This is a genomic window from Kitasatospora sp. NPDC101108 (assembly GCF_055584725.1).
This window is the reverse complement of sequence record NZ_JBVJLM010000024.1, coordinates 46,936-60,353: the sequence shown is the minus strand read 5'-3', so window position 1 is coordinate 60,353 and position 13,418 is coordinate 46,936. Positions and strand designations below refer to the sequence as shown.

Annotated in this window: 12 protein-coding genes; 5 read left to right on the top strand and 7 right to left on the bottom strand. The window is 72.7% G+C overall.

The annotated features are described in order from the left end of the window. The first annotated feature begins 31 nt into the window (after positions 1-31). The gene (locus ACZ6Z8_RS33320; RefSeq protein ID WP_465613768.1) at positions 32-1,567 is read left to right on the top strand and encodes an AMP-binding protein; all 1,536 of its coding nucleotides are present in this window, start codon (positions 32-34) and stop codon (positions 1,565-1,567) included. Positions 1,568-1,596: 29 nt separating this feature from the next. On the opposite strand, the gene ACZ6Z8_RS33315 is transcribed toward ACZ6Z8_RS33320, so the two are convergent. Beyond that, positions 1,597-2,370, bottom strand: a complete 774-nt coding sequence (locus ACZ6Z8_RS33315) for an enoyl-CoA hydratase/isomerase family protein (protein WP_465613767.1) — start codon at positions 2,368-2,370, stop codon at positions 1,597-1,599. A 122-nt stretch (positions 2,371-2,492) separates the two neighbouring features. Here ACZ6Z8_RS33315 and ACZ6Z8_RS33310 point away from each other — a divergent pair, with 122 nt between their 5' ends. The 3 genes from ACZ6Z8_RS33310 to ACZ6Z8_RS33300 all read left to right on the top strand — a co-directional run bounded on the left by ACZ6Z8_RS33310 (position 2,493) and on the right by ACZ6Z8_RS33300 (position 6,372). Continuing rightward, entirely contained in the window at positions 2,493-3,737 is a 1,245-nt protein-coding gene (locus tag ACZ6Z8_RS33310; protein ID WP_465613766.1) for an MFS transporter, read from the top strand. Between the two features lie 124 nt (positions 3,738-3,861). After that, positions 3,862-5,832, top strand: a complete 1,971-nt coding sequence (locus tag ACZ6Z8_RS33305; protein ID WP_465613765.1) for an acetoacetate--CoA ligase — start codon at positions 3,862-3,864, stop codon at positions 5,830-5,832. Positions 5,833-5,874: 42 nt separating this feature from the next. Next, positions 5,875-6,372 (top strand): MaoC family dehydratase, encoded by a 498-nt coding sequence (locus ACZ6Z8_RS33300; RefSeq protein WP_465613764.1) that lies wholly within the window; start codon positions 5,875-5,877, stop codon positions 6,370-6,372. Positions 6,373-6,375: 3 nt separating this feature from the next. Here ACZ6Z8_RS33300 and ACZ6Z8_RS33295 read toward each other — a convergent pair whose 3' ends face one another. The 4 genes from ACZ6Z8_RS33295 to ACZ6Z8_RS33280 form a co-directional block, all read right to left on the bottom strand. Beyond that, on the bottom strand, positions 6,376-7,386 hold the full coding sequence (locus tag ACZ6Z8_RS33295; protein WP_465613763.1) for a zinc-binding dehydrogenase: 1,011 nt from the start codon (positions 7,384-7,386) through the stop codon (positions 6,376-6,378). Next, complete coding sequence (locus ACZ6Z8_RS33290) at positions 7,383-8,192, bottom strand: alpha/beta fold hydrolase (RefSeq protein WP_465613762.1); 810 nt, start codon at positions 8,190-8,192, stop codon at positions 7,383-7,385. Before ACZ6Z8_RS33290 ends, ACZ6Z8_RS33295 begins: the two co-directional genes overlap by 4 nt. Positions 8,193-8,234: 42 nt before the next feature. Next, positions 8,235-8,495 carry an acyl carrier protein gene (locus ACZ6Z8_RS33285; protein WP_465613761.1) on the bottom strand — a complete coding sequence of 87 codons (261 nt, stop codon included), beginning with the start codon at positions 8,493-8,495 and terminating at the stop codon, positions 8,235-8,237. Between the two features lie 76 nt (positions 8,496-8,571). Continuing rightward, positions 8,572-9,993, bottom strand: coding sequence for an NAD(P)/FAD-dependent oxidoreductase (locus tag ACZ6Z8_RS33280; protein ID WP_465613760.1), 1,422 nt, complete (start codon positions 9,991-9,993; stop codon positions 8,572-8,574). A gap of 231 nt (positions 9,994-10,224) precedes the next feature. Between ACZ6Z8_RS33280 and ACZ6Z8_RS33275 the strand changes: the two genes are divergently transcribed. Next, positions 10,225-11,544 (top strand): cation:proton antiporter, encoded by a 1,320-nt coding sequence (locus ACZ6Z8_RS33275; protein WP_465613759.1) that lies wholly within the window; start codon positions 10,225-10,227, stop codon positions 11,542-11,544. 124 nt (positions 11,545-11,668) lie between these two features. Here ACZ6Z8_RS33275 and fabG read toward each other — a convergent pair whose 3' ends face one another. Both fabG and ACZ6Z8_RS33265 read right to left on the bottom strand, forming a co-directional pair. After that, positions 11,669-12,463 carry a 3-oxoacyl-ACP reductase FabG gene (fabG, locus tag ACZ6Z8_RS33270; protein WP_465613758.1) on the bottom strand — a complete coding sequence of 265 codons (795 nt, stop codon included), beginning with the start codon at positions 12,461-12,463 and terminating at the stop codon, positions 11,669-11,671. Between the two features lie 78 nt (positions 12,464-12,541). Then, a complete protein-coding gene (locus ACZ6Z8_RS33265) occupies positions 12,542-13,288 on the bottom strand; it encodes an AfsR/SARP family transcriptional regulator (RefSeq protein WP_465613757.1) in 747 nt (248 codons plus the stop codon). Positions 13,289-13,418 lie beyond the last annotated feature (130 nt).

Sequence of the window (13,418 nt, the reverse complement as noted above, 5' to 3'; positions counted from 1 at the left end):
CAGGGGACCGGCCAGGGAGGACAGTGGGCGCATGCAGATTCCACTCTCCGTCATGGACTTCCTCGACCGGGCCGAGCTGGTCTACGGCGACCGGGTCGGCATCGTCGACGAGCCGGTGCAGCCGGCCGAATCCTGGGGTGAGCTGAGCTACCGGCGGGTCGCCGAACTCGCCCGGGCCCAGGCCGCCGGGCTGGACCGGCTCGGTATCGGGCCGGGCGAGCGGGTCGCGGTCGTCTCGCACAACTCCGCCCGGCTGCTCACCTCCTTCTTCGGGGTGAGCGGGTACGGCCGGGTGCTGGTGCCGGTCAACTTCCGGCTGCGGGCCGAGGAGGTCGCGTACATCGTCGAGCAGAGCGGCGCCTCCGTCCTGCTGGTCGACCCCGAACTCGCCGACGCGCTGGACGGGGTGGTGGCCAAGCACAAGTTCGTGCTCGGCGCGGACAGCGACGCCCTGCTGTACGACTTCGACAACGCGCCCCGCCGGTACGCGGTCTCCGAGAACGACACCGCCACCATCAACTACACCAGCGGAACCACCGCCCGCCCCAAGGGCGTTCAGGTCACCCACCGCAACGCCTGGCTGAACGCGACGCTGATGGGCCTGCACTACGGCGCGAGCGACAGGGACGTGTACCTGCACACCCTGCCGATGTTCCACGCCAACGGCTGGGGCCTGCCGTTCACGATCACCGGGCTCGGCGGCCGGCACGTCGTGCTGCGCAAGGTGGACGGCGCGGAGATCCTGCGCCGGGTCGAGCGGCACGGGGTGACCTTGCTGTCCGGCGCGCCCGCCGTGGTGCAGATGGTGCTGGACGCGGCCGCCGACTGGGACGGCCCGGTGCCCGGCCGGGACCGGGTGCGGATGATCGTGGCCGGCGCGCCGCCGCCCACCTCGGTGGTGCAGCAGGTCGAGGAGCAGCTGGGCTGGGAGTTCATGCAGCTCTACGGCCTGACCGAGACCGCCCCGATCGTCACGGTCAACCGTTCGCGCGCCGAGTGGGACGCCCTGCCGGCCGCCGAACGGGCCGAGAAGCTGGTGCAGGCCGGCGCCCCGGCGCTGGGCACCCAGCTGCGGGTCGACGCGACCGGCGAGGTGCTGGTGCGCTCCAACACCGTGCTGGACGGCTACTGGCGCCAGCCGGAGGCCACCGCCGAGGCGCTGCGGGACGAGTGGTTCCACACCGGCGACGGCGGCACCCTCACCGACGGCCAACTGACCATCTCGGACCGGAAGAAGGACGTCATCATCAGCGGCGGGGAGAACGTCTCCTCGATCGAGGTGGAGGACTGCCTGTACGGCCACCCGGCGGTGGCCGAGGTGGCGGTGATCGGCGTTCCGCACGAGAGGTGGGGCGAGACGGTCAAGGCGCTGGTGGTGCTCCGGGAGGACCAGGCGCCCGTCACCGAGGCGGAGTTGATCGCCCACTGCAAGCAGCGGCTGGCCGGCTACAAGTCGCCGACCTCGGTGGAGTTCCGGGAGGCGCTGCCGCGGACGGCCACCGGGAAGCTGCAGAAGTTCCGGCTGCGCGAGCCGTACTGGAGCGGGCGGGAGCGCCAGGTCAACTAGGGCGTGGCCGGGGGCCGGCGGGTGGGGTGTCAGCGGAACTCCGCCCTGCCGGGCCCGGCCTCCAGGTAGCTCCGCATGCCGATCTCCCGGTCCTCGGTGGCGAACAGCCCGGTGAACAGCCGCCGTTCGATGGCCAGGCCGGTCGTGAGGTCCGCCTCCAGCCCCTGGTCCACGGCCGCCTTGGCCGCGCGCAGGGCGTGGGCCGGGCCGGCGGCGAGCCGGGCGGCCCAGGCGTGCGCCGTCGGGTAGACGTCCCCGGTCGGCACCACCTCGTTCACCAGACCGATCCGCAGGGCCTCCTCGGCGGACACCTGCCGGCCGGTGAAGATCAGCTCCTTGGCACGGGACGGCCCGATCAGCCGGGCCAGCCGCTGGGTGCCCCCCGCGCCCGGGATCACGCCGAGGAGGATCTCCGGCTGGCCGATCCGGGCGCTCACCGAGGCGATGCGCACGTCCGCGCAGAGGGCCAGCTCGCAGCCCCCGCCCAGGGCGTAGCCGACCACCGCCGCCACCACCGGCTGGGGGATGCGCGCGACCGCCGTGAACGCGCCCTGGAGGGCGTCGACCCGTTCCGCCATGTCGCGGTGCGACATCGGCAGCATCTCCGCCACGTCGGCCCCGGCCGCGAACACCCGCTCGCCGCCCCAGAGCACCACGGAACGGACGTCGTCGCGGGCGGCGGCCTCCTCCGCGACGGCCCTCAGCTCGTCCTGCATCGCGATGTCCAGCGCGTTCACCGGCGGCCGGTCCAGGCGGATCACCCCGACCCCGCCCTCGACCTCCAGGGTGACCAGTGGTGCCACGGAAGCCTCCTCCTGCCCTGTGGTACACGGGAGTTGATCGATGCTAACCCGTCGCGGAGGCGGGCAGAAGGCCGCCGGCTCCCGGCAGACAGCGGCGGAGGTCCGGTCCTAGACTCACGGCCGTGGAGTCACAGATCCCGAAGGCCCAGGTGCCGACCGTCGATCGCGATTCGCAGCCCCGGTCGTCGGGGCGCAGTTCCCCGGCCTTCGCCGCCATCGCCTACATGCTGTTCGTGCTCACCGTCGGCACGAACATCCCGACCCCGCTGTACGCCCGCTACCAGCAGGACTTCGGCTTCTCCCCGCTCTTCGTCACGCTGATCTTCGCCGCCTACGCCTTCGCCCTCGTGGCGACCCTGCTGACCTGCGGCGCCCTGGCGGACCACCTGGGGTTCCGGCCGCTCGTCGTGCCCGCCCTCGTCCTGGGCGCCTGCGCGGCCGGCATGTTCGCCCTGGCGGACGGCGTCGCCTGGCTGTTCGCCGCCCGGGCCGTCCAGGGGGTCTCGGTCGGCGCGGCGTCGGGCGCGCTGACCGCCGCGCTGGTGGAGACCGAGCCGTCCGGGAGCAGGGAGCGGGCGTCCCGGCTCGCGTCCATGATGATCGTCGGCGGTGGGGGGCTGGGGCCCGCCCTGTCCGGGGTGCTGGCCGAGTACGCGCCCGCGCCGCTGGTCCTCAGCTTCCTGACCGAACTCGGCCTGCTGGTCGTGGCTCTGGCCCTGACCGGCCTGCTGCCCGCCCGGCCGAGGCGGCGCGGCCGGCTGCCGCTGCGCCGGCCGATGGTTCCGTCGGCCGTGCGCCGGCCGTTCGCCGTGGCCGCGGCGGTCAGCTTCCTCGGCTGGGCCGTGGTCGCCCTCTTCCTGGCCATGATCCCCTCGTACACCTCGGAGCTGCTGCACAGCCACAACCTCACGCTGCTGGGCACGGCGGCCGCGCTGTTCCTGCTCTGCGCGGCCGCCGCCCAGTACGTGCTGGCCCGGACGGCCGCGCCCCGGGCCCAACTGCTGGGGCTGCTGGCACTGCTGACCGGGCTGGTGGCCCTGGTGGCGGCGGGCTCGACCCGCTCGCTCCCGGTGCTGGTCGCGGCAGCGGTCTGCGGCGGGGCGGGGCAGGGGCTGTCCTTCATGGGTGCCGTCCGGCGGGTCAACGAGATCTCCCCCTCGCAGTGCCGGGCCGAGGTGCTCTCGGCGTTCTACGTGGTCTCCTACCTCGGGGTCGGAATCCCCGTCATCGCGGTGGGCCTGCTCACCGGGGCCACCGGCCTGCTCCCGGCGGTGACCGCGTTCGCCTCGGTCGCGGCCGCCGGCTGTCTGGCCCTCGCCGCGGTCGTCCGCCGGGAGTCCGCCGCCGCTACGGAGGCGGCTTCCTGACCGCGCTTTAGCGGCGGTTAGCCGGGGGTTTGGGCCCGTCACCTAGGGTCGGTGCCCGTGGCCGGGACCGCTCCGCCGTCCGCACCGTGCCGGACCCGCGCCCCGGAGGAGAGGTGAGGCGCCCTTGAGCACCGACGCGTCCCCGCTGTGGACCCCGCCGGAGGACGTCCTGACGCGCTCCCGCATCGGCGACTACCTGCGCTGGCTCGGCCACCACCGGGGGCTGCGCTTCGTCGGCTACCACGAACTGTGGCAGTGGTCGGTCGACGACCCGGCGGGTTTCTGGTCGTCGGTCTGGGAGTACTTCGAGGTCGCCCCCGGGCCCTCGCCCGCGCCCCTGGCCGGCCCCGCGACCATGCCGGGGACGGCCTGGTTCCCCACCGCCCGGCTGAACTACGCGCAGAACGTCCTCCGGATGCCGGGCGCCGAACCCGACCGGCCGATGGTGTTCGGCCACTCGCAGACCAGGAAGCCCGTCGTGCTCACCGCGGAGCAGCTCCGCGACCAGGTGGCCCGGGCCCGGCAGGGGCTGCACCGGCTCGGGGTGGCCGAGGGGGACCGGGTCGCCGCCTACCTGCCCAACATCCCCGAGGCCCTGGTGCTGCTCCTCGCCTGCGCCGCCCTCGGAGCGGTCTTCTCCTCCTGCGCCCCGGAGTTCGGCGTCCGCTCGGTCCAGGACCGGTGGCGGCAGATCGAGCCCAAGGTCCTGGTGGCAGTGGACGGCTACCGCTGGGGCGGGAAGGACGTCGACCGCACGGCCGAGGTCGAGGCGATCCGGGCCGGGCTGCCCGGCGTCGAGCACGTGGTCTCCGTCCCGTACCTCGGAACGGGGCTGCCGTCCGGCCCGACCTGGGAGGAGCTGACCGCGCAGCCGGCCGAACCCGCCTTCGCCCCGGTGGACTTCGCGCACCCGCTGTACGTCCTGTACTCCTCCGGCACCACCGGTCTGCCCAAGCCGATCGTGCACGGCCACGGCGGGATCCTGCTCGAACACCTCAAGATGCTCGCCCTGCACCACGACCTCGGCCCCGGCGACCGCTTCTTCTGGCACTCCACCACCGGGTGGATGATGTGGAACTACCTCGTCTCCGGACTCGCCGTCGGCAGCGCCGTGGTGCTGTTCGACGGCAACGCGGGCCACCCCGACCCGGCGGCCCTGTGGCGGCTGGCGGAGGAGTCGGAGGCCACCTACTTCGGCACCTCGGCGCCGTTCCTGGCCGCGTGCCGCAAGGCGGGGCTCGTCCCCCGGGAGGAGGCCGACCTGTCCCGGCTGCGCGGGGTCGGGTCCACCGGCGCGCCCCTGCCCGCGGACTGCTACCGCTGGGTCTACGAGGCGGTCGACGCGAACCCCGACCGGCCGCTCCTGCTGACCTCCCTCTCCGGCGGCACCGACCTCTGCACGGGCATGGTCGGCGGGGTGCCCCTGCTCCCCGTCCACGAGGGGGAGATCACCTGCCGGTGCCTCGGCGCCAGGGTCGAGGCGTACGACGCCCAGGGCAGGCCGCTGATCGGGAGCACCGGCGAACTCGTCCTGACCCGGCCGATGCCGAGCATGCCGGTCGCACTCTGGGGCGACGCCTCCGGCGAGCGCTACCGCTCGACCTACTTCTCCGGCTTCCCCGGCGTCTGGCAGCACGGCGACTGGATCACCGTCACCGAACGCGGGAGCTGCGTCATCTCCGGCCGTTCGGACGCGACCCTCAACCGGGGAGGCGTCCGGCTGGGGACCGCCGAGTTCTACGCGGTGGTCGAGGAGCTCGACGAGGTCCTCGACTCCCTCGTGGTCCACCTGGAGGGACCGGCCGGCGACAAGCTGCTGCTCTTCCTGCGGCTCGCCGACGGGCTCCGCCTCGACGGGGCGTTGCGGGTGCGGGTCGCCCGCGAGCTGCGCACCGCGCTCTCGGAACACCACGTCCCCGATCACGTGCACCAGGTCCCGGCGATCCCCCGGACCCTCTCGGGCAAGAGACTCGAAGTCCCGGTCAAACGGATCCTGCGCGGCGAGAAGTCGTCTGACGTAGTGTCACCGGGGACGTTGGTCGATCCCGGCGCGCTGGCGGCCTTCGAGGACATCGCACCGCGCTACCGCGGTTGACCACGTGTTCTGACGACAGCACGGAGAGCAGGAGCGGAGCACATGGGCACGACGACCCTGGGCACGGCCGACTTCACCACGGCGATCGACGACCGCTACTTCGAGGACTACGTCCCGGGGTCGACCTACTGGTACGGCAGCATCACCGTGACCGAGGAGGAGATCCTGGAGTTCGCCCGGCGCTTCGACCCGCAGAGCTTCCACGTGGATCCCGCGGCCGCCGAACTCGGCCAGTTCAAGGGGCTGATCGCGAGCGGATGGCACACCACGGCCGTCATGATGCGGCTGTACGCGGACCACTACCTCAGCAAGGTCGCCAGCATGGCGTCGCCCGGGGTGGACGAGCTGCGGTGGATCCGGCCGGTCCGGCCGGGCGACGCCCTGTCGATGCGGGCCACGGTCGCCCAGGCCCGGGTGTCGCGCTCCAAGCCGGACCGGGGCCTGGTCCACACCCACGTCGAACTCCTCAACCAGCACGAGGAGCCGGTGCTGACGATCACCATCATGAACATGCTCCGCCGGCGGCCCGACGGGGCCTGACGCTCACCGCGGGAGGACCAGCACGATCTTGCCGAGGTGGCGGCCCGTGGTCATCCACCGGAACGCGGCCGCCGCCTCGGCGACGGGGAAGGCGCGGTGGGCCGGCGGCCGCAGTTCCCCGGCCGCGAACAGCGGTTCCAGTTCGGCGAGCAGCGTACCGACCAGGTCGGGGGCGGTCCGGCCCAGCAGGATGAGGTCGACGCTGTGCAGGCTGAGGTTCCGGCGGAACGGCGAGAGCGGGAGGGTCGATCCGCCGTGGATGTCCCGCTTGCCGAGCTCCACGAACCGCCCGCCGAAGCGCAGCAGCTCCAGGCCGGCCAGGAGGGACGGGCCCGGCAGGGAGTTGAGGACGGCGTCGACCCCCTCGCCGCCGGTGGCCGCGCGGACCCCGTCGGCGAACGCCGGCGTGCGCGAGTCCAGCACGTGGTCGATGCCCCGCTCGTTCAGCCAGGCCCGCTTCTGCGCGGTGCCGGCCGTCGCGAGGACCTCGGCGCCCAGGTGACGGGCGACGGCCACGGCCGCCTGGCCCACCCCGCCGGCCGCCGAGTGGACCAGCACCCGTTCGCCGGCCGCCAGTCGGGCCAGCCGGGCCAGGCCGTACCAGGCGGTGAGGTAGGCCACCGGCAGCGTGGCCCCCTCCTCGAAGCCCAGGTGGTCGGGCAGGCGGAGCACCCGGGCGGCCGGGACGGCGACGGAGCTGGCGAACGCTCCCTCGGCGAAGGCCATCACCCGGTCCCCCACCGCGAAGCCGCGGACCTGCTCGCCGACCCGGCTCACCACCCCGGCGCAGTCCAGGCCCAACTCCGGCGCGTCCCCGGGGTAGTTGCCGGTCGCGACGAGCACGTCCACGAAGTTCAGGGCGGCCGCGGCGACCCGGATCTCCACCTCGCCGGGCCCCGGCCGGCAGCGCGGCAGCTCCCGCGGCTCCAGCGAGTCGAACCGCCCCGGCCGGGCGATCCGCAGCCCGGTACGGGGGCGGTCCGCCGCGGGCGGGGTCAGCAGGTGCTCGGTCACTCGGCCGCTCCTCGGAAGAAGTCGACGAGCAGCCGGTTGACCTCGTCCGGCCGCTCCAGGAAACCGAAGTGGCCGCAGTCGGCCACCTCCTCGTAACGGCAGTCCGGGATCGCCCCGGCCACCGCCCGCCCCATCGCGGGCGGCATCACCAGGTCGTGGGCGAAGGCGACCACCATGGCCCGGCACCGCAGACCCGCGAGCGCCGGCAGCCGGTCCTCCCCCACCGTGGCCTCGAACTGGGCGGCCCAGCCCTCGCCCCGCTGCGGGAACATCGTGAAGGTCGCCAGCCAGTCCTCGGCCAGCCGGTCGTCGGCGAGCGTCACCGGGCCGAAGAGCTGGAGCATGGTGGCCACGGCCGAGTACGGCTCCGGGATCCCGCCCTTGGCCCGCATCAGCTCGGCGCCGCTCGCGGCCAGGGCGTCGCGGAAGGCGTCGGACCGCCCCCGGGTGGCCAGCAGCGCGACCGACCGCACGAGTTCGGGCCGGGCCAGCGCGAGCTCCTGGGCGGCCATCGCCCCCAGGGACAGCCCCATGACGTGGCAGGGGCCGACGCCCAGCGCCTCGACGAGGCCCGCCGCGTCCGCCGCCAGGTCACCCAGCCGGTACGGGCCGGGCGGGCAGTCGGACGGCGGCGTGCCCCGGCTGTCGAAGGTGACGACCCGGTAACCGGCCGCGGTCAGCGCGGGGACCTGGTGGCGGCCCCACAGCACCGACGGCGCGGCGGCCGGGCTCATCAGCAGGACCGGCTCCCCCTCGCCGTGGACGCGGTAGGAGATCCGGACCCCGTTCGACCGGACGACCGGCATGACGGCACCCTCCTCCGTTCCGTCCGATCCGTCGGCGCGCGGTCAGCCGGCCGCGGTTTCCGGTGCGCCGGATCCGGCGAAGAAGCGCTCCTCGATCCGGCGCAGCGTCTGGAAGTCCTCGACCGCCAGGTTCCGGCGGTCGACGGTGCGGCCGCTCGCGCTCTCGATCACCAGGACGAATTCGACGAGCGAGAGCGAATTGAGCAGTCGGGTGTCGAACAGGTCGAGGTCCGGGTCGATCTCGTCGAACTCCGGATTCTGGTTGAGTATCCAGGCGGTCACTTCACTGGGCAGCGTCGACATGACGACTCCTTTCGAATTCCCGACCACGGGGAGCGGAAACGGAGGAAGGGGGTGACCGGCGGAACCGGTACGGGGCTCAGCGCTTTCCGGCGGGCGTCGGGGCCCGGCGGACACCCAGCTTCGGAGTGGTGACCAGGAACAGTCCGGAGGCCGCGTCGTGGAGGTCGCCCGGCTCGATGCGCAGGGCCGCCAGGTTCCCCTGCTGGCCCGCGGGGGCGTCCCGGTCCGCCCGTTCGCGGGCCGCCTCGGCCTCCTCGATCAGCTCCGGCATGGCGGCGGTGCCCCGGGCGTCACCGGCGTCGAGCAGGTCCGTGAGACCGGCCGACAGCTCGGCGAAGGCGCCGTTGACGGTCCGGTAGCGCTCCTTCTCCCTGACCAGCCGCTGGGCCAGCCAGAAGTAGCTGTCCTTGCCGCGGTACTTCTCGTACACCCCCGAGACCAGCACCAGCAGTCGGGCGTAGGCGTTGCGGAACAGCGACTCGTAGAAGCCCTGGGCCTCGGCCTCGGTGATGGTCCCCTCGGCGTCGGCGATGACGGACGCCGAGGCGAGCAGCGCGCTGTACATCGCGAGGTGCACCCCGGTGGAGAGCAGGGGGTCGAGGAAGCAGGCGGCGTCGCCGACCAGGAAGTAGCCCGGCCCGCAGAAGCTGTCGGCCACGTAGGAGTAGTCCTGCTCGACGCGCACCGGGCCGACGAAGCGGCCGTCCTCCAGCAGGTCCCGCACCGCCTCCGTCTCCGCCACCAGGCTCCGGAGCATCTCCTCGTCCGAGGCGAAGTCCTTCCGCCGCTCCGCGAAGCGGGACTTGTGGGTGACGAAGCCGATGCTGAACTGCTTGTCGCGCAGCGGGATGATCCAGTACCAGCCGTCGTCCGAGGAGATCACGTTGAGGCCACCGGACGGCGTCTCCGGGAGCAGGCTGCCGCCGTCCCAGTAGCCCCAGATCGCGACGTTGCGGAAGATCTCGTGCGTGCGGCGGTTCCTGAAGTGCTGGTTCGACAGGACGCCGGCCCGGCCGGACGCGTCGACCAGGTAGTCGAACCGGATCGTCCGCAGCTCGTCGCCCTGCTCGGAGTGCACCCACTCCGCGGCCACCGGGCGGTCGCCCTCGAAGAGGACCCGCTTGACCTGGGCCCCCTCGACGACCTCGACCCCCTGCTCCTGGGCGTGCCGCAGCAGCACCTCGTCGAAGTCGGCCCGCTCGACCTGCCAGCCGCGCACGTCGGGGCCGAACAGTTCGGCCCAGTCGATCGTCCAGTCCTCGGTGCCCCAGCGGAGCAGCGCCCCGCGGCGGCTGGTGAAGCCCGCGGCGTCCACCTTGTCCAGGACTCCGGCGACCTCCATCATGACCCGGCAGGAGGACGTCAGAGACTCCCCGACGTGGTACCGCGGGAACCGCTCGCGCTCCAGCAGCGTCACGTCGAGCCCGGCACGTGCGAGCAGCGCGCCGGCCATCGAACCACCGGGCCCGCCGCCAATGATCAGGACCTTCTTCGGCATCGAATTCCTCTCGATCTCCTTCACGCGGGACCCACTGGCTACAGCGAATCACGCCGGACTTAACCCCCGGCCGGTGGGCGGCTAAATGGCTCCTTAACTCCCGCATAAAGCGGGCGGGTTGCGATTCGGAAGCGCCTGGACTCCCGGCGATGATTCCTCTTTGATGGGGGATCGGCCGGACCGGAGTCAGGCTCGTGGACGAATTGCGCCGCGCCCCGTGAGGAGTTCGTTTTGCATCACGCAACAGCCATGGCCGCCGGTGTCGACAAGAATCTCGACCTGACTCTCAGAGTCCTCCCGGCCCTCATCGTCATCCTCGTCGCCTCCGCGCTCTGCGGCCGGCTCGCCCAACTGGTGGCCCAGCCACGGGTCCTCGGCGAGATGATCGCCGGCGTCCTGCTGGGCCCGACCCTGCTGGGCTGGCTCGCCCCGGACGTCCAGGCCGCCGTCTTCCCGGCCGAGGTGAAGCCGATGCTGTACGTGCTCAGCACGATCGGGCTGACCCTGTACATGTTCCTGGTCGGTGCCGGCATGGAGCACGACGCGGGGACGGCGAGGGGGCTGTACCGGCGCGCCTCGGTGCTCGCGGTCTCGGGCATCGTGCCGGCGCTGGCACTGGGCGCGGGCGCCGGCCTGCTCTGGTGGCACGAACTCTCCCTGCCGGGCGTCGGCCGCTGGGAGTTCGCGTTCGTCATCGGCGGCGCGCTCTCCCTCACCGCGTTCCCGATGCTGGCCCGGATGCTGTACGAGCGCAACCAGCAGAACTCCCCGCTCGGCCGGATCAGCCTGGTCGCCGCGTCCGTCGACGACGCGGCGGCCTGGTGCATCCTCGCGGTGCTCTCGGCCGTGCACCTGGGGACGGGCGCCGGATCCGCCGTGCGCACCATCGGGCTGGGGGCGCTGTTCTGCGCCGTGATGCTGCTGGCGGTCCGCCCGCTGCTGAAGCCGCTGGCGCGACACGTGGTGCGGCACGGGGGGCTGGACGGCGGCGCGATGTACCTCGTCGTCCTGGTGCCGCTGGTGGCCGGCTGGCTCACCGACTGGATCGGGATCTACTCGGTGTTCGGCGGGTTCATCGCCGGGCTGGCCATGCCCCGGCACCCCGCGTTCCGCGCCGCCCTCCACGGCCGGATGCTGGACCTGGTCTCCACCCTGCTGCTGCCGGTGTTCTTCGCCTTCTCCGGGCTGAACACCCGGCTCACCGGGCTGACCGGGGCGACGATGCTCGCCGCCTTCGCCACCATCCTGGCGGCCGGGTTCTCCGGGAAGTACTTCGGGTGCTCGCTCGCCATGCGGTCGATCGGCTTCGGCTGGCGCGAGGCCTTCGCGGTGGGCGGGCTGATGAACGCCCGGGGGCTGATGATCCTGATCTTCATCAACATCAGCCTGGCGCAGGGCATGATCTCCCAGCAGGTGTTCGCGATGCTGGTCCTGGTCGCGGTGGCCACGACGGCCGGTGCGCTCCCGCTCTACCGCTGGGCGCTGCCCGACCGGCTGCAGCCCGCGCAGTCGCCCGCGGCCGAGCGGGCGACCGAACCGCAGCTCCGCTAGTCCGGGGGTCCGGGGGTCCGCCAGTCCGTGAGTCCGGGGGTCCGCCAGTCCGCCAGTCCGTGGGTCCGCCGGGGTTCCGGCCCGGTGTGCCGGGAGGGTGTCCGGCGGACCGGGCCGGACACCCCTACAGCGAGGCCCCGCCGTCGACCCGGATCACCTGGCCGGTGATGTACGAGGCGCGGTCCGACAGCAGGAACGCGACCGTCTCGGCGATGTCGTCGGCGGCGCCGAACCGGCCGAGCGGGATCCGCTCCAGAATCTTCGCCCTGGCGGGCACCGGGATGTCCTCCATCATCTGGGTCTCGGTGATCCCCGGAGCCACCACGTTCACCCGGACCCCGTACTGGGCGACCTCCCGTGCCAGGGACTTGCTCATCCCGATGACACCGGCCTTGCTGGCCGCGTAGTTGCTCATCGTGACGAAGCCGCTCAGCGCCACGATCGAGGAGATGTTGACCACGACCCCCGACCGCCGGCGCAGGAAGCCGTACATCACGGACTGACAGACGTTCCAGGTGCCGGTCAGGTTGGTGTCCACCACGTCGCCCCAGGACGCCGCGGGCAGCATGACCATCGGACCGTTCCGGGTGATCCCGGCGTTGTTGACGAGCGCGGTGACCGGACCGAGTTCGGCCTCCGCCTTCTTCACGAACTCGTCGACGGCGTCCCGGGAGCGCACGTCGCAGGCCCCGAAATGGCTGCGCACGCCCAGCGCCTCGACGTCCGCCGCGGTCCGGCGGGAGTCCTCGCTCTCGGAGCGGTAGCAGCCGACGATGTCGTAGCCCTCGCGGGCCAGCTGCAGCGCGGTGCTCCGTCCGATGCCGCGCGCGGCGCCGGTCACCAGGGCGCAGCGGGGGGCGGCTACGCCGTCGTCCGTGGTGCGCGGGCGGTTGCCGTCCTGCTGGGGCCGGTCGGGCATGCGGGCCTCCCTGTGGTGTCCGAGATCCGTCGGATCCCCAGCGAACCACCCGTCGACAAAACCTCGCTAAACTCCGGCCTACGCCGCACCGCGATCCGCGCCGACCCAGAACTCCGTCAGGTGCTCCAGCTTCGGATCGCGGGACAGCACGGCCCGTTGGAGGCGCTGCAGCCGGGCGCCGGGCTCCATCCCCAGGTCGTCGACCAGGATCCGCCGTATCCGGTCGTAGGTCGACAGCGACTCGGCCACCCGGCCGCTCCGGTACAGCGTGATCATGAGGTAGCCGTAGAGGTTCTCCCAGGTGGGCTGCTCCTCCAGCAGGGCGAGGAGTTCGCCGGTGAGCGCCTGGTGCCGGCCGAGGCTCAGTTCGAGCTGCACCCGCTGCTCGTAGGCCACCGTGCGCAGTTCGTCGAGGCGGCGCCCGATGTTCTCGAAGACGGGAGCCGATCGCAGGTCCTCCAGCGCGCTGCCCCGCCACAGGGCGATGGCCGTCCGCAGGGACTCGGAGGCGTCCTCCAGGTCGCCCTGGGCGCGCTGCGCCTGCGCCTCGGTACAGAGTCCTTCGAAACACTGGAAGTCGAGGGAGCCGTCGGGCAGGCTGAGCTGGTAGCCGGGCGGTCTGGTGGCGATCCGGGCGGTGCCCGGGCCGAGGCCCTGGAGGTGCTTGCGCAGCTTGGAGACGTAGACCTGGAGGGCGGTCGCGGCGGTGGCCGGCGGCGCCCCGGACCACAGCGCCTCGATCAGACGGTCGGTGGAGACGGCCTTCCCGTGGTGCACGCACAGGAACGCCAGCAGCGAGCGGACCTTGGGCGCACGCGGGCTCACCGACCTTCCGTCGGCCGTCTCGATTTCGACCGGTCCGAGAATGCGGAACAGCATCACATCACCCCTGCTTCGACGATCCCCCGTCAGGGCCTTCACGCGAATGCATGCCCGGTGACGCGAGCCTGCCAAC